The following is a 17,154-nucleotide window of genomic DNA, read 5'->3' on the forward strand; positions in this document are numbered from 1 at the left end:
GACTTAAAACGACGTGTAACTAGATAGAATAAGTATCAAGATATTATTTGAGATATCGGAGGTTATTTAATGAATAAAGAAACTGAAAAAATCAAAAAAAGATATGATAGAGTTTCAAAAATTTATGATATTCTTGAACAACCTATGGAAGCTATGGCATTAAAGAAGTGGAGGCTAGAGGTTGCTAAAGAGTTAAAAGGGAAAGTTTTAGAAGTAGGTGTAGGAACAGGTAAAAATATACCCTATTATCCTGATGATGCTATCATAACAGGAATTGATTTTAGTTATAGAATGCTTGCTAAAGCAATAGTAAAGACAAAGAAACTCAATAAGAATGTAGAGTTAATTCAGATGGATGCACAAAATATGAGCTTCGATGATAATACATTTGACATAGTGTTTACAACATGTGTATTTTGCTCTGTACCCGACCCTATAAAAGGACTAGAGGAGATAAGGCGTGTATGTAGACCTAACGGAAAAATAATAATGATTGAACATGTAAGAAGTGATAACAAAGTACTAGGTCTAGTTATGGATTTGTTTAATCCACTAACTGTAAACCTATATGGTGCAAATATTAATAGGCGAACAGTAGAGAATGTTAAGAGGGCAGGTTTTACAAATGTTGAAGTAACTAATTTAACTAGTGATATTGTAAAGAAAATAGTGATATATAATGTGAAATGAATTTGTCCATATGACATATAAACTAGAAGAAAACTATATATTAAGTTGTATCTAATATATACTGCTCTTATAACAATAGAGAATAATGTTAACTCCATAATATGATATTAAATGAATACTATTCTGAATAGAAATGAATATAGTTAGATGTGTTAAGAGGCTGTCTTTTTACAAGGCAGTTTTTTTATGCATATTAGTAAAGAATTTTAGAAGATTATATTTTAAATAAAATGTCAGATAAAACTTATAGATGTATTAAATAGAACAGAAATGTAAAATATGATACATTTTCATAACAATATCAAGAAAGTTTATTTGAATATAGTAGAAATTCAATGGCATGAATATTGCGTATATTTTAATCAGTCACTTTAAAGAATTAATGGGAAGGGGGATATTAATAATATCAATTTAATGGACTAAATTGTAATTACATATATTATGTAAGGGGGAAACAAAGTGAGAAAACTTATCAAGCCAAATTATAAAGCGTTTATAATTGCTTGTATTGCTATAGTAGCAATACTTTTTGCTACCTATTCATTTAACATAGGATATGCTATTAAGATAGATAATCAAGTTGTTGGGATAGTAAACAATAAAAATGATGTTGCTAATTTAAAAAAAGATATTAATGAAAAGTTAGAAGCTAAACTAGATAGGAATGTTGACATACCACAAAATATAACTTATGAAAGAGTATTTAAAATAGGAGAAGAAATATTATCAAAAGATAAAATGATAACAAAGATAGAGGAAAGTATTGACTTTAGTATAGAGGCTTACATATTAACTATAGATGGAAAAGACTTTGCTGTATTAGGTAATAAAGAACAAATAGAAGACTTACTAAATAATATTAAACTTAAATATATTAATAAAGAAGTTATCGATATAAATGAAATAGGATTTGTTGAAGATATTGAGATTAAAAAAGCATATGTTAATTCTAATATGATACAAAATATAGAAGAAGTCAAAAGCCGAATAGAAATACCATTAAAGCAAGTCAAAACATATGAAATTAAAAAAGGTGATACTATCTGGGATATAGCTATGAAACATGAAATAGATACACGTGAAATAGAAAGATTAAATCCAAATATCAACATTGATAATATACAAATTGGACAAGCTATAAATCTAACTTTTCCTAGATCAGTACTTAATGTTAGAATCATCAAGGAGCACCAATACGAAGAAAAAATACCTTATGAAACAACTTATGAGGAAAGTAGTGAACTATATGAAGATGATGTTAAAGTTAAAATAAGAGGAAAAGAAGGGAAAAAAGAAGTCATATCTGAAATAGTTTATATCAATGGAATAGAAGAAAATAGACAGATTATTAATGAAAAGATACTAGAAGAACCTAAAACAGAGGTATTCTTAAAGGGTACAAAAGAAAGGCCAGAAACTTTAGCCTATGGTAATTTTATGCCACCAAGCAGAGGAAAATTAACCTCAAGATTTGGGCCAAGATGGGGAAGAACACATACTGGAATAGATATAGGGGTACCAATAGGAACGCCAAATAAAGCAGCAGATGGAGGAAAGGTTATATTTGCAGGTTGGAAAGGAAGCTATGGGGAGTTAGTTATTATTGATCACGAAAATGGTTATCAAACTTACTATGGCCATAATAGTGTTATAAAGGTAAAAGAAGGTGAACTAGTTTATAGGGGACAAGTTATTGCATTATCTGGTGCAACTGGAAGAGTTACAGGACCTAACTTGCATTTTGAGGTTAGAAAAAATGGTCAACCCGTAGATCCTCTTAAGTTTATTAAGTATTAGAATTTTATCTCACGTCCCTATTATTTTGAAGTCAGATATTACTGGTAATTAAAGTGAAGTGTATATTTGGTCAATAGATTTTATTGTGTTTTAAATAACACAAGTAGTGTAGAATATAACTCATTTATACAAATCAAAACTAAAAGTAAATACCTATAAACACTGAAAATATAATGGCACGATTATTGCTTTATAAATTAAGTATAAATTTTTAGGAGGTGCGAGAATGGGTTGTTGCGGTGGTGGACACAAACATTATCAGAAAATGGATGAGCAAGAAAAACTTCGAATGCAGAAAAACAAGGAGCAATCTGAGGATGTAAAAGCTCCGAATTTAATGCCAATACTTGCTTTTGTATTAGTTGCAGGCGTAGCATTTTATTTCCTTAGGTAAAAGAATAGGACTCATCCTATTCTTTTCAATACCTAGTTTAAATAAGGAAATAGACTATATCGGGAAATTATTAGATTAAAGTAATTATATAGATGATAAGGTGGATAGTATGAAAAAAATAGTAATTATTATACTAAGTATATTAGTAATATCAATAGGTGCATATATATTCTTTGAAAGTGATGTTGGAATATCCTCAGATAATCAAGATTTCATAATAGAGAACGATAAAAGCGTTGAAAAAGAAGATTATAGTAATAAGAAAGAAATAGTAGAGACACCTCAAGAAAATAAAGATATAAAAGAAATACCAGAAGATGAATTGGAAAAGTATATAAGATATAGTAGTCAAGGACCTATAGATATAGGAATTTTGTATAAGAATGTAATTGAACCTAATGATGAATATTTAATATTTGAAATGATGCTTAACAATCATTCTATTGATGTAAGTAATATTGATTATTCTAAGTTTGTAAGTCTCAGAAATGATAAAGGATTAGTAATTAAAGAAGGTTTTGAATGGGACGTCTTCGAAGGTAGCGGACACCATGTATTTGGAAGCTTAAAAATACCAAAGCAATATGAAGGTGAAAATATTATTGATGATACAACTGAGTATATTGAATTAGAGCTAAAAGGCTTTGAAGATACTATAAAAAGTGAAAAAAGTAAATTCCTTTGGAAAAAAGAAGTTCTAAGACCTTTTAAATAACAAAAGGATAGGTGATGATAATGATGAGAAAAAGAAAGTTAATAATATCAGGGCTTTTAGTAGTTCTAATATTAAGTGGATTATATATATACAAAACTGGTAATGTTACAACAGATGCAAGTAAGAACAATTATTTAGCATATATACCTAATGTAGATGATGGTACTGTGTCTATTATAGACACTTCAAATCAGACTATAGTGGATGAGATTAAAGTAGGTGAGTCCGTATCCCATGGAATAGCAATAACTCCAGATAATCTAAAATTATATACAGGAGATTTAGATGATGGTAAAGTTTTTGTATATGATATAAAAGAGAAAAAAGTTATTAAAACTATAGAAACTAACAAAAGAATACATGGTATTGATATCTCACCTGACGGTAAATATGTACTCTTGGCTAGCGGAGCATTAGAAGTTGATGATAAATATAATTATATTCAATACATTGATACTGAAATTGATGAAGTTACTAAAACAATAAAATCTGATGCCAAAAGTCCTGCACATATAGATTTCACAAAAGATAGTAAATATGCATATGTTGCAAATGTTATGTCAAATGATATTTCTATAATTGATATTAAAAAAGGAGAGATTATTGACTCAATAAAAGTAGGAATTATGCCTAATGAAGTAGAACCTTCTCCTGATGATAAGTTTGTTTATGTAGCTAATGTGCAGGAAGGAAGTATTTCTGTAGTTGATATGGCAGTAAAAAAAGAAATAGATAAGATTAAAGTAAGTCCAGGAACCCATGGAGTAGCGGTTACAAGTGATGGTAAGTATGTATGGACTACTAATAGATTTGGTAAAATTGTAGCAATTATTGATGCCAATAAAAGAGAAGTAATTAAGACTATTGAATTAAAAGGAGAGCCTAATCACGTGTCAATATCTCCAAATGGACAGTATGCATATGTTACTGATTTAGAATCTAACAAACTAATTATATTTGATACTAAAACTTATAAAGTGATAAATGAGTTAGAAATAGGCAAGCAACCTCATGAAATAGATTTTGCTAAAATATAGTTTTGGTAAAAAATAAAGAAAGAGGGGGGCATATATGTCATATTTAGACCAATACGCTTATGGACTTTGGGGTAGAGTATTAGTTAATATAGTATTCCTTGTAGGTTTTACTTACTATATATTTAAACCTCAGGCTAAGAGAGAATGGAGATCAATGGGAGCTTATGCTGCATTTGCAGTAGCCTTATTTACAGAAATGTATGGTTTTCCACTTACTATATATTTTCTGACATCAGTACTTGGAAATAACTATCCTGTACTTGATCCATTTACCCATGTAAATGGACATTTATGGGTAGTATTAGCAGGTGGATCAAAGGTTTTGTTTTCAATAATACATCCATTAAGTAATTTAATAATAATGTTAGGACTACTTGTTATACACATGGGTTGGAAAGGGATTCATAGTGGTAAGGGCGAGTTGGTTACCACTGGGATATATAAATATATAAGACATCCCCAATACACTGGATTTATGTTAATAATAACTGGATTTCTAATTCAATGGCCGACTATTATTACACTAATAATGGCACCAATTCTATTTATTATCTATATTAGATTAGCTAAGAAAGAAGAAGAATTAATGATTAAGACCTTTGATGAAGAGTATATCAAATTCAAAGAAGAAGTTCCTGCATTTATCCCTAATAGAAGGATAAGATTAAAAGATTTCTTTAAAAGAAAATCACAACAAAGTATAGAGGAATAATTATAACAGCTTAGCTATTAGAGAATTAACTAGATGCTAAGCTGTATTTATTAAATAGGACTAATAAACGTAAGCGTACAATAATAGATGGATTCCCTAATGAACATTCAAATGAGACAATAAAAAAATAGTAACACTTTGAAAGTAATTACACGTGTTACAAACACTTTAAAAGTCTCAGGAGGAATGTCATATGGATATGAGAGAGGTAAATCATCAAGTAAGAATTCAAGAATGGCGACAAATAATCTCAGAGTGCAGAAACAGTGGAAAGCCCGTAAGAGAGTGGTGTGCAGAAAACTCCATCAAGGCAAGTAGATATTACTACTGGTTAAGGGTAATCCGCAATGAATCATTAGTACTCATGCAAAGAGATTCTCAAATAGCACAATCATCCTTTGCTGCAGTCATGGTAAAAGAAACAGAGGCACTATCAGTAAAAAGTAATGACACATGTGCAGTAGTAAAAGGGAGAAATTTTTCTGTAGAAATAAAAAATGGAGCCAATATCGAAACCTTAGAAAACACCCTACGGGTATTAAACAATCTATGTTAACAGAGTTGAGTGGATTCGTTCATGTTTATGTAGCATGTGGTCACACAGACATGAGAAAATCAATAGACGGCTTAGCAGCCATTGTCACTCAAAATTTCAAGCTAGACCCCTTTGATAAAAGTCTGTTCCTATTCTGCGGAAGAAGGCGGGACAGAATAAAGGGTCTTCTTTGGGAAGGGGATGGATTTCTCCTTCTATACAAGCGTTTAGAAGGAGGGAGCTTCAACTGGCCCAAAAATCCACAGGAAGTAATAAAGTTAACGCCCCAGCAATATCGATGGCTTATGGAGGGACTATCAATTCACCAGAAAAACACCATCCCAAAGCTTGATAAAAAAAGATTAATTTAAGTGCTCAAAAGCGTTGAAAAACAGCGTATTTTGAGTTCTTTTTTATAGCTTTCAAAGACAAAAAATGGTATAATTAAAGGAGATAAAAACACTGAAAGAAGGCTGAATTTAGGTGACTGAAAGCTCAATAATAAAAACACTTCAAAATACAATTGAATCACAAAATAAGATAATAGAAGACTTAAGAAAAGAGCTTCAGAGAGCCAATGAGAATGTAGAATTGCTACTAAAGAAGCTTTACGGCAGAAAGACTGAAAAAACATCTGTAATTGATGGTCAACTTGTAATTGAAGAAGTTGCCATGGGATTATTTAATGAAGCAGAAGCAAACGAAGACCCAACAGTACTAGAGCCCGTACCCTTTGAAGAACCCATAAAAAGAACCCGTGCAGGGTATAAGAGAAAAAAAGCCTTTAAAGACCTTCCTCAGCAGGATCAAGTATTCAAGCTAGAAGAATCTCAACGAAACTGTCCCTCCTGCGGAGCAGGACTATCGGAAGCAGGGAAAAAATTCTTGCGCTCTGAAATCAAGTATATCCCAGCAGAAATCAGTATAGTAAACATATATCAGGAGACCTACGAATGCAGAAGTTGTAAAAAAGAAGGTCGCCCATCTATATTTAATCCATACACTCCTGAACCAGTATTACAACACTCCTATGCAACGGCATCAAGTGTAGCCTGGTCAATGTATCAAAAATTCGTACAGGCAGTTCCCCTATATAGGCAGGAAAAAGATTGGAAGCAAATGGGCTTTCCAATAAGCAGGTCAACTCTCTCAAATTGGATACTAAAGACATCAGAAGAATGGTTAGAGCCCGTAGTAAAGAGGCTTCATGAAGAACTTCTAAAAGAAAAGTATCTTCATTCAGATGAGACTCCTGTACAAGTATTAAATGAGCCTGGGAAGAAGAATACCACAAAGTCATACATGTGGGTATATGCCACATCTAAGGGGGCAAATAACCCAATAAGAATTTTCCAGTATGAAACCGGAAGAGCCGGTGATAATGCAAGGGAATTTCTTAAAGGATTTGATGGATATCTTCATACAGATGCATATTCAGGATATGGAAAAGTCAAAGACATCAAGCACTGCTTATGTTGGGCTCATGTCCGAAGGTATTTTGTGGACGCAAGTCCAAAAGATATGAAGAGTCTAGAGGCAACCCTTGCAGCAACAGGAATTGCATACTGCAATCAGCTATTTGATTGGGAGAGAAAATTTAAAGAACTTACTCCTAAAGAGCGAAAAGAGCAGCGTCTAAAAAATGAAAAACCAGTATTAGATGCCTTTTGGTCGTGGGCAGAAAAAACAAAAAAAGAAGTACTCCCAAAATCTAAGATAGGAGTAGCTCTTCAATATGCAATCAATCACAAAGAAAAGCTAGAAACCTATCTAGAAGATGGAAGCTGTGTAATATCAAACAACATAGCGGAAAACAGCATCAAACCATTCACAGTTGGAAGAAAGAATTGGGAGTTTTGCGGTAGCCCGCAAGGGGCAAAAGCTAGTGCCTGTGTCTATTCCCTGGTTGAAACAGCAAAGGCAAATGGGCTAAATCCTTATAAGTATTTAGAATTTATGTTATCAAGGCTACCAGGGTCAAATTTTAAAACCAATCCAAAAGTTCTGGACTTAATGCTTCCTTGGGATTCATTAGTTCAAAAGATATGTAAAGATAACTAAGGGGATGACGATGTCATCCCCTATGATTTTTCAACCCATATTTTATTATACGCTTACTAATAAACTATTGTAAGTATATTAATTTATCGATTTCAAATAATAGGATAAAACCATAATAGTATGTGAGATGATTAATATGGAAATGAACTTCAATATGAATATGCAACAACAGCAAAAGCAGAAATTAATAATGACTACAGAAATGAGACAAGCATTAAAAATTTTACAACTAAATTCTAATGAGTTAAATGCACTCATTCAAGAGGAGTTAATGAATAACCCTGTATTAGAGATTAATAGCAGAAATGATGATATAAAAGATTCAAGAAAAGAAGAAGAGTTAAGTAGTTGGAAAAAAAGCTTATTAGAGGGTAGTTATCAAAAAAGTTATAATAGTCATGGTAAGGAATGGCAGGATGAGGATAAAAAAGATTTTAACAACTATATATCAATTACTCAAACTCTTAAGGAACATTTACTATTTCAACTTAATATGCAAAACCTATCTGAGTTAGAAAAAGACATTGCAGAGTATGTTATTGAAAATATAGATGAGAATGGATATCTAAATTATGGTAATCCAGAGATTGTAGAAAAGTTTGGAGTATCGATAGATGAAATTAATAAAATTGTGGATATAATACAAAGTTTTGACCCAGTAGGAGTAGGAGCTAGAGACTTAAAGGAATGTTTGTTAATACAACTTAAAGAAAAAGAATATGAAAATCCAGTTGTATTGAATATAGTAAATAACTATTTGGCTGATTTGAAGAACAACAAACTTAATTATATTGCAACTAAATTGAATGTATCAGTAAAAGTAGTGCAAAATTCTCTAGATATTATTAGAACCTTAGAGCCTAAACCTGGAAGATTATTTAGCAACTCAAAGGATACTCAATATATTAATCCAGATATAAATATTATTAAAAGGGATGGAGAATACATAGTAATAATGAATGATATCTCTGCTCCGAGATTAAATATAAGTAGATATTATAAAGCTCTTAATAGCAAAGAAGATTTAGATGAGGAAACCAAAACTTACATTAATAATAAGATAAATTCAGCAATAAGATTGATATCAAATATAGAACAAAGAAGAAATACTATATATAGCATAGTAACAGAGATCCTTAAATATCAAAGTGGATTTTTCGAAAAAGGCAAATTATATCTCAAACCTATGACATTAAAAGATATTGCATTAGTGTTAGATATCAATGAATCAACAGTAAGTAGGGCAATTAATGATAAATATGCTGAAACGCCTATGGGAACTTTTGCATTAAGATTTTTCTTTCAAGGAGGAAAAACCAAGAGAGCAGGAGAGGAAATTTCAACACAATCAATAAAGTTAATTTTAAAAGATATAATAGCTAAAGAAAATCCAACAAAGCCTTTAAGTGACCAAGATTTAAGTAATATGTTTAAAAATAGAGGTATTGATATATCAAGAAGAACTATAGCTAAATATAGAAATGAACTTAATATACCTTCTTCTACACAACGAAGAAGATATGAATAAGATTATTAAATAGATTGTAGCAAATAAAACGTAAAAAGTAAGTACTATTTAGTATAAATAGTGATTTTTTTGGCTCTTTGTCAATAGTTGAGTGGGATAAGTTTTAATCCCGCTCGATTATTACAATAGAGCCTATTTTAAACTCATTATAGCCCTAATCATGAAAATAGAAATAATACTTATAATTATTAGATAAAGAACACTCAAATAATAATCAGACTATGCAGTAAAACAAGAAAAGTTTATGACCTGTATTTTGCTATAAGTATTATTATATTAATTGATTTTTAACTTATAAAATTAATAATGATATAATAATTAAATAGTAAATATATTTAATCTATAGTCAATGAATTATCAAAGGCAAGGAATAATCATATAAGGAAGTGTTTTTGGTGGACCAAAGAAAAAAAGACTTATTATTTATTGGAATTAGTATTACAATTATAACTTTTCTTCATTATTTTACAATCTCTACGAAATGGGATATTCACGAATTTTATAGAAGACTTTATTATATTCCTATTATACTTTCGGCATTTAAGTTTAGACTAAAGGGTGGTATCATTACTCCTATGATAATTGGTATTATCTATGCTCCACACCTATTTATATATTTTGGTAAAATAGATATAGCTATATTAAATCAATTTTTAGAAATTATAATGTTTATAATTGTTGGTGTAATAACAGGATTTTTAGTAGAGTCTGATTTTAATAAAAAGAAATTATTAGAACTTCAAATTAAAAGGGTAACTAATCTAGAGAACTATACAAGAAATATTTTGGATAGTATTACAAATGTTGTAATAGCAACTGACAATGACTTTAATATTCAATCTATAAATCAAGAAGGTAGTAAACTATTTGGAGTATCAGTTAATAATATTAATAAGAAGTTAAGTAGTATATTTATTGAATATCAAAGAATTGAAGAATTGATTACCAATGTCATGGAAAATAAGACTTATCCAGAAAGTATTGAAACTAGTTGTAGAACAAGCAATGATAAAGTAATAGACGTGAAACTATTAATATATCCCTTACGAAATATTGTTAATAAAACTGAAGGGATAGTAATAGTTTTAGAAGATATAACAGAACTTAGAAAACTAGAAAATCAAGTAAGAAGAGCTGAGAAATTATCTGCTGTGGGGGAACTTGCTTCAGGTGTAGCTCATGAGATTAGAAATCCTATGGGAATAATTAAGACCATATCTCAAACTATCCATAAAGAGATGAAAGATCAAGAGATGAAAGAAGGAATAGAGATAATAATTCATGAAATAGATAGAGCAAATAAGGTTATTAAAGAACTACTAGACTTTGCTAAACCATCAATACAACAAGTCAAACTATATAGTATAGACAAACTAATAAAAGAAATACTTCTAATTACTACAAAATTTGCCCAACAGTATCATGTAGATATTAAATATACATCTATAGAAGATGTTAAAATCCTACTAGATTCAGAGAAACTAAAGCAAGGATTTATCAATATAGTATTTAATGCAATTCAAGCAATGCCAGATGGGGGACATGTAAATATTAACTTTAGAGTTAAGGAAAAATGGGCTGAAATTATTTTCAAAGATAATGGGACAGGGATACCACAGGATAAATTAGAAAAGGTTTTTGAACCGTTCTATACTACAAAGAAACAGGGAACGGGATTAGGACTAGCAATAACTCATAGAATTATTGAAGAGCATAAAGGATATATGGAGATTGAAAGTCAGTTAGGAAAAGGAACAAAAATAATTATTAATTTACCCATTAGATAGGGAGGGACAACTAATGACTAAGAATATTTTAATAGCAGACGATGAAAAGAATATGATTTGGGCTATAAAAAGAGCTTTAAAAGATGAAAATTATTCAATATTTTCAGCTGCAGATGGAGAGGAAGCAGTTAAACAAGTAAAGTCAAAGAACTTACAACTAGTACTATTAGACCTAAGAATGCCAAAAATGGATGGAATGGAAGCCTTAAAAGAAATTAAAAAAATAAATGCTGACTTACCAGTAATTATGATAACTGCCCATGGAACTATGGAGTCTGCTGTAGAAGCTATGAAAATTGGAGCTTTAGATTATATTTCTAAACCCTTTGATGTAGATGAATTAAAGATTCAAATTAGAAAAGCTATAGATGTTGGAGATATGTCAAGACAAATAGAGTTTTTAACTGAAGAACTACAAAATGCTACTGGTAAAATTATTATTGGTGATAGCCATAAAATGAAGGAAATCCTTGAAATGGTCAATAGGGTTTCAAAAAGCAATGCAACTATCTTAATAACTGGAGAAAGTGGCACAGGAAAAGAACTTATTGCTAATGCAATACATTATAGCAGTGACAGAAGTAATAAACCATATATTAAGGTTAACTGTGGTGCACTTCCAGAGGGTTTATTAGAAAGTGAACTTTTTGGCCATGAAAAGGGTGCATTCACTGGAGCTATAGAAAGAAAAATTGGTAGGTTCGAAAGAGCCGACGAAGGGACTATTTTCTTAGATGAAATAGGAGAGATTAGTCTAGCAATGCAGGTAAAACTTCTAAGAGTCCTTCAAGAAAAAGAAATAGAGAGGGTAGGAGGGACTGAAACAATAAAAATTGATACAAGGGTCATTGCTGCAACAAATAAAGATTTGCTAGAAATGGTTGAAAAGGGTGAATTTAGAGAAGATTTATATTATAGACTAAATGTGATTCCTATTGAACTTCCACCCCTTAGAGAAAGAAAAGAGGATATAGTAAGTTTAGTAGATTACTTTCTTGATAAATACTGTAAAGAGATAGGTAGAAACAAAATGGAAATTAGTAAGAATGCTTTAGATTATTTGATTGATTACAAATGGAAGGGTAATATAAGAGAACTTGAAAATATAATTGAAAGACTAGTTATACTTAATCAAAAGGGAAAAATTGAAAAGACAGATTTACCTAAAGATATACTATACCAGGAACAAGCTAATACAGACTTTACATTACCTACAGAGGGGATAAATCTAGAGGAAGTTGAACAAAGTCTTATAAGACAGGCACTTGAATCAACTGATTATAATCAGAGCAAAGCAGCAAAGTTATTAGGAATAACAAGACATACACTTATATATAGAATGGATAAATACAAGATTGATAGTAATAAAGAATAAGGTAAGTGATTGAACCCCCCCTCGGCTAAAAATATAATTTATGGATATAAGAAATATTGATATTCTAACTTATTTATGTTCATATCAGTTATAATAGTTTATGGTAAAAGAATGAAAAAGGGGAGATACAATATATGAAGTCATTTATCCGTAACACAGTTATTGTAGCAATAGTAGCATTTATACTGCAATTTATATGGGAGTATGTACAATGTGGAACATTTTATACGATGGATGATTTAACTGGACACACAAGACTTATGATGAGTGCAACTATTGGGGACATGAATATGAGTATAATATTATACTGGTTATTGATATTCATTAATAAAGATATAGGTAGTGTAAAAAGAATTCTGTGCTTTGGTAAAATAAGTAACTCCTTTATGTAAATGATTAACAAATAAAACAAACCAGAGAGGAGTTTTACTTTGAGTACATTACCAAAGGAAGTTTGAAGTGAAATGATTACCGAAGGTAATCTAAAAACATCAGCAGATTTATATTCATACCTTGAAGACTTGTTCAAGTAGGCCCTTTAAGAAATGTTACAATCGAAGCTTGGGATTGACTTAAGCTATGAAAAAGGAAACAGAAAAAGTAAGAGTACTAATAAGCGTAGAAATGGTTATAGTGAAAAGATTGTTAAAGCAAAGTTTGGAGAAAAGTAAATAGTAGTTCCCAGTGATCAAAATGGAGAATTTGAACCTGTAGTAGTTCCAAAGAATAAAAGAGAAATTCAGGTACTGAATATAAGGTCATATCTATGTATGCAAGTAGTATAACAACCAGAGATATACATGCCCAAATTAAGGCATATACAAGAAATGTCGAGCTAAAATGGTAAGTAAGATTACAGATAAGATTATACAGTTATAAAAGAGTGGAAAAATAAAAGCCTTGAATCCATATATCCCTTTGTTTTTACCGTAAGAGGTCAAGTGTGTCCTGAAGTACCAAGAAATTGGTACGTGCTTTAAAAGAGATGAGAGTAGGTCTTTCGAAATCGATATCCAGATATTGGTTTCAGACCACCTTTGGGTGCTGTAGTTAAAAGCTATGGTACTGAGCACAAAGAGAAAAGGTTGTTAAAACAGTCAGGTAAGTGTCATGGAGTTAAACGAAAGTGAAGTGTTCGATAAAGCATCGTAAATACTAAAATAATGTCACGACCATTTGCTTTGATCACAGATGGGATAAGTTCAGAAGAAATCTGGCTACTGGCTGGACGGCTGTCGGTGTAAAGACTCTAGGAACATGACATAGGCTCTCTTAAGGAACAGGAGAATCCTGTATAGTAATGTAAAGTGAAAATCCAAGCGATAGAATGACAAGAATGACAGTAGCGATGAACTTTACAGGTGCGGAAGAACTCGTAGTAGTGATGAAGTCTTTGTAATGAAGATAGAGCGAAGGGGTTTTATCATTCATAACTCGCAAATTTAACAACCAGAAATGGGAGGATTATATGGACGAGGGAAAGTCGTTTCAAATTTCACAAGAATTAGTTTTAGCAGCATACAAACGTGTAAAAGCCAATAAAGGTGCAGGAGGAGTAGATGGAGCTTATTTCGATGACTATGAGAAGGAAATGAAAAATAACTTATATAAGTTATGGAATCGCATGTCATCAGGTAGCTACTTTCCAAAAGCTGTAAAAGGCGTTGAAATACCCAAGAAGAATGGAAAGAAAAGATTATTGGGAATACCAACAATTGAAGACAGAGTTGCACAAATGGTAACTCGAATGGTCTTCGAGCCAAATGTAGAAAAGATTTTTCTTGATGATTCTTATGGATATAGACCAAACCGTTCAGCAATAGATGAAATACGAGTAACGAGAGAACGATGTTGGAAATATGGTTGAATCTTAGAATTTGATATTGTTGGATTGTTTGATAATATAAGTCATGATCTCTTAATGAGGGCAGTTAAAGCTCATATCAAAGAAAAGTGGGGAATACTTTATATTGAAAGGTTTCCAAAGGCGTCAATGGTAATGCCTGATGGAAGTATTCAGGAAAGAATGGCTGGAACACCCCAAGGAGGTTTATGCTAAGCTTTGCATAAACCTCCTTGGGAAGTACCAGCTTCAGTTGGAAACCATTCACCTTTGTAAACTAATCCTGCTTTAAGCCATTGATTTAATACCTTTTTATCAATAAGGATATTATTCATCAACCACTTGTGGCTGATGTTATCGAAACAGCCTTTGATATCTCCTTCAAGAATCCACTCTGGAGAATTTTGTTTTGATAGAAGCTTAAAAGCAGTGCTCAATTGCGTCATGTGTTGCTCTTTGCAATCTAAACCCATATGAGCAGTTATCTGCTGTAGTTTCCGCTATGGGTTCTAAAGCCATAAGGTATAATGATTGCATTGCTCTATCAATCATTGTGGGAATTCCAAGAGGACGTTTTTCTGACTTGTTTTTCTTTGGTATGTAGATTCGTCTTAATGGTTGAGAGTGGTAATCTTTTCTTGAAAGTTCGAATATTGCCTGGTACTTTTCTTGCTAAGTGTTCCAGATTAATTTATCAACGCCTGGCGTTGTACCCCCAGTGTTCTCCGTAACTCTTTTAACCGCTAAAGCTTTTGCTGAAAAAGATTTAGTTAATATCCATTGTAATGATTTAGCCTTGTTATATTTTTCTGCTTTCCAAGCCTTTACAATACGTACCTGCAGTCTTCTAACCTGCTTAAAACATTGTGACCAATTAATATTTTCCCAGTATGTTTCATGGTTGGCTGGCACACACATTGATAATTCAATGTCCATTTGCTTTCCCTCCTTTGAAGATTCTGCAGGCTCTCTTGTAATGAGAAACCTAATGGAAGTCTGCCCGCTTTCACGTGGAGTAATGTTTCAACTCCTATTTCTTCCGTTACAGAAGAACCTTCGATTTTTCCATGTTCCTTTACCCACATTTTATTGTATAACCCTTACAGGTTACCAACCACTTAGGAAAAATATGGGCTTACCACGTTCCGATTAAACAACATTAGGGGTTAGACTCTACCTATCCACCGGTAGAATTTTATCCGTGCATCTTTACACTACAAAAAGATGACCTGCTACGTACCATTTTGGTCCAAGCTTTTCAGCACCTTTAGCTTGCTCGCGATAACGATGTTTACCAGTAGTTCACATATGTTAGTCATACCATAAAGCCATGCGTCCTAACCACCTTGGTGCTAGTAGTAATATCATCCCTTTACCGTTCTGATATTGTTTTTACAGGACTACATTTTCCATAGCAGCTTTACACAACTCTATTGCTAGTATTGCATATGCTATTGGGCTACTGCTGACGGAACAGCAGGTTCAATCACATTGTTGAACAATTGTTTAAACGACTTCGTGTCGAACGTAATGAATTGCATCCATGAAGATAAAGGGGTATATAGATGCTATGGGTCTATTTTGCCATTCTTGGATTTGTGGAATGATTTTATCTTTGATTTTACTAACCATTTCAGCTGATAGCTCTACTCCATATATATCTTTAACCTGGTCATGGATATCTCTTGTAGACATACCCCTTGAATAGAGGAATATTACCTTTTCTTCAATACCTTATATATCTCTTATATTCTTTGGTACTACTACTGGCTCAAACTCACCATTTCTGTCCCTAGGAACTTCAATCTCCATGTCTCCAAACTTGGTTTTAACCGTCTTGTCAGTATACCCATTTCTTCGATTATCAGTTTCCTTATTCTTACGGTCACCCTTAGAAAATCCTAATTCAACATCCAACTCAGCTTCTAGAATTTCCTGAAGTGCATCTTTAAATAAATCTCTTAGAAAAGCGTGTAGATCATCAGTTGTTTTAAGATTACCCTCATTAATTATTTGCCTTATAAATCCCTTTGGTACTGCACTCATAAAAAAGCTCCATTCTAACAAGAATTATTTGTTCTAATTCTTGCCAGAAAGGAGTTAGTTTTTTCACTTAAGCACAGATTTATTTACACTACCATCCAAAGATTACATAGCAACCATTTTTCTGCACTCTTCAGCACACATACGGCAAATTTCAGCACATTTTTGACAATGATCATCTTTAAACATGGCACATTCAGTTGCACATTTTTCACAGATTTGAGCACATAGCTGACAATGCTCTTTTGAAAATTGCCCACTCATGGACATCGTGGCAACTGACATTTGGCACATCATAGCACACTCTACTAATATGCTTACACAATTTTTTCTTGCATTTAAATCAGGTTCATTCAGACATGCGTTAAAGCACTCATAGCATGCTTGAGCACACTTTGTACAAGCATCAATACATGCTTGCATCATATCGGTTTTATTGGTTACTACACCCATCTTAACACCCCTTTCTTTCTAAAGTTTTCTTGCAAATTTAGTATGTCTTATGGTAAAGTCTTCTATGCTCACATTATAAAAAAAAAATTATACATGCAGCATTCTGTGACTTAGTTATGTATTACTTTCACCGTCGATATTTTTAATAGCAACTGTTTCAATGACTATGGGTATTTTGAGTTTA

General features: G+C 31.9%; 18 protein-coding genes and 2 pseudogenes. 16 read left to right on the forward strand and 4 right to left on the reverse strand.

Annotation, left to right across the window (positions count from 1 at the left end):
• Window positions 1–69: 69 nt before the first annotated feature.
• The 16 genes and pseudogenes from JMO20_RS05955 (at window position 70) to JMO20_RS20300 (ending at window position 14,690) form a co-directional block, all read left to right on the forward strand.
• Window positions 70–690: a class I SAM-dependent methyltransferase gene (locus JMO20_RS05955; RefSeq protein ID WP_202708610.1), complete on the forward strand. Its 621-nt coding sequence runs from the start codon at window positions 70–72 to the stop codon at window positions 688–690.
• Window positions 691–1,149: 459 nt separating this feature from the next.
• A complete protein-coding gene (locus tag JMO20_RS20590) occupies window positions 1,150–2,487 on the forward strand; it encodes a peptidoglycan DD-metalloendopeptidase family protein (RefSeq protein WP_202708611.1) in 1,338 nt (445 codons plus the stop codon).
• 226 nt (window positions 2,488–2,713) lie between these two features.
• On the forward strand, window positions 2,714–2,881 hold the full coding sequence (locus JMO20_RS05965) for a hypothetical protein (protein WP_202708612.1): 168 nt from the start codon (window positions 2,714–2,716) through the stop codon (window positions 2,879–2,881).
• Window positions 2,882–2,990: 109 nt separating this feature from the next.
• Window positions 2,991–3,596 carry a hypothetical protein gene (locus tag JMO20_RS05970; protein WP_202708613.1) on the forward strand — a complete coding sequence of 202 codons (606 nt, stop codon included), beginning with the start codon at window positions 2,991–2,993 and terminating at the stop codon, window positions 3,594–3,596.
• A gap of 23 nt (window positions 3,597–3,619) precedes the next feature.
• Window positions 3,620–4,633, forward strand: a complete 1,014-nt coding sequence (locus JMO20_RS05975) for a YncE family protein (protein WP_202708614.1) — start codon at window positions 3,620–3,622, stop codon at window positions 4,631–4,633.
• A gap of 34 nt (window positions 4,634–4,667) precedes the next feature.
• Window positions 4,668–5,345: a methyltransferase family protein gene (locus tag JMO20_RS05980; RefSeq protein WP_202708615.1), complete on the forward strand. Its 678-nt coding sequence runs from the start codon at window positions 4,668–4,670 to the stop codon at window positions 5,343–5,345.
• A 193-nt stretch (window positions 5,346–5,538) separates the two neighbouring features.
• Entirely contained in the window at window positions 5,539–5,901 is a 363-nt protein-coding gene (tnpA, locus tag JMO20_RS05985) for an IS66 family insertion sequence element accessory protein TnpA (protein WP_202708616.1), read from the forward strand.
• The gene (gene tnpB / locus JMO20_RS05990) at window positions 5,895–6,251 is read left to right on the forward strand and encodes an IS66 family insertion sequence element accessory protein TnpB (protein ID WP_279380059.1); all 357 of its coding nucleotides are present in this window, start codon (window positions 5,895–5,897) and stop codon (window positions 6,249–6,251) included. The genes tnpA and tnpB overlap by 7 nt, the downstream gene beginning before the upstream one ends.
• Before the next feature lie 112 nt (window positions 6,252–6,363).
• Window positions 6,364–7,941: an IS66 family transposase gene (gene tnpC / locus JMO20_RS05995; RefSeq protein ID WP_424141321.1), complete on the forward strand. Its 1,578-nt coding sequence runs from the start codon at window positions 6,364–6,366 to the stop codon at window positions 7,939–7,941.
• 136 nt (window positions 7,942–8,077) lie between these two features.
• A complete protein-coding gene (rpoN, locus tag JMO20_RS06000) occupies window positions 8,078–9,469 on the forward strand; it encodes an RNA polymerase factor sigma-54 (RefSeq protein WP_207753447.1) in 1,392 nt (463 codons plus the stop codon).
• Between the two features lie 395 nt (window positions 9,470–9,864).
• Window positions 9,865–11,256 (forward strand): ATP-binding protein, encoded by a 1,392-nt coding sequence (locus JMO20_RS06005; RefSeq protein ID WP_202708619.1) that lies wholly within the window; start codon window positions 9,865–9,867, stop codon window positions 11,254–11,256.
• Window positions 11,257–11,269: 13 nt separating this feature from the next.
• Entirely contained in the window at window positions 11,270–12,631 is a 1,362-nt protein-coding gene (locus JMO20_RS06010; RefSeq protein ID WP_202708620.1) for a sigma-54-dependent transcriptional regulator, read from the forward strand.
• Window positions 12,632–12,765: 134 nt separating this feature from the next.
• Window positions 12,766–13,023 carry a hypothetical protein gene (locus JMO20_RS06015; protein WP_202708621.1) on the forward strand — a complete coding sequence of 86 codons (258 nt, stop codon included), beginning with the start codon at window positions 12,766–12,768 and terminating at the stop codon, window positions 13,021–13,023.
• 72 nt (window positions 13,024–13,095) lie between these two features.
• A pseudogene (locus JMO20_RS20750) lies at window positions 13,096–13,557 on the forward strand (transposase); the annotation flags it as partial.
• Between the two features lie 542 nt (window positions 13,558–14,099).
• Window positions 14,100–14,498, forward strand: coding sequence for an RNA-dependent RNA polymerase family protein (locus JMO20_RS06020; RefSeq protein WP_279380061.1), 399 nt, complete (start codon window positions 14,100–14,102; stop codon window positions 14,496–14,498).
• Between the two features lie 24 nt (window positions 14,499–14,522).
• On the forward strand, window positions 14,523–14,690 hold the full coding sequence (locus JMO20_RS20300) for a hypothetical protein (protein ID WP_279380062.1): 168 nt from the start codon (window positions 14,523–14,525) through the stop codon (window positions 14,688–14,690).
• Here the strand turns inward: JMO20_RS20300 and JMO20_RS19990 are convergent.
• The 4 genes and pseudogenes from JMO20_RS19990 to JMO20_RS06035 all read right to left on the reverse strand — a co-directional run bounded on the left by JMO20_RS19990 (window position 14,687) and on the right by JMO20_RS06035 (window position 16,970).
• Window positions 14,687–14,947 (reverse strand): reverse transcriptase domain-containing protein, encoded by a 261-nt coding sequence (locus tag JMO20_RS19990; protein WP_243414641.1) that lies wholly within the window; start codon window positions 14,945–14,947, stop codon window positions 14,687–14,689. The two genes, JMO20_RS20300 and JMO20_RS19990, sit on opposite strands and share 4 nt — an antisense overlap.
• A gap of 199 nt (window positions 14,948–15,146) precedes the next feature.
• Entirely contained in the window at window positions 15,147–15,386 is a 240-nt protein-coding gene (locus tag JMO20_RS20000) for a reverse transcriptase N-terminal domain-containing protein (RefSeq protein WP_341533984.1), read from the reverse strand.
• A 615-nt stretch (window positions 15,387–16,001) separates the two neighbouring features.
• A pseudogene (locus JMO20_RS06030) lies at window positions 16,002–16,520 on the reverse strand (transposase); the annotation flags it as partial.
• A gap of 102 nt (window positions 16,521–16,622) precedes the next feature.
• Window positions 16,623–16,970 (reverse strand): four-helix bundle copper-binding protein, encoded by a 348-nt coding sequence (locus tag JMO20_RS06035; RefSeq protein ID WP_202708622.1) that lies wholly within the window; start codon window positions 16,968–16,970, stop codon window positions 16,623–16,625.
• Between the last annotated feature and the right edge of the window lie 184 nt (window positions 16,971–17,154).

Source organism: Sporosalibacterium faouarense (assembly GCF_016765695.1).
Lineage (GTDB): Bacteria > Bacillota > Clostridia > Tissierellales > VENL01 > Sporosalibacterium > Sporosalibacterium faouarense.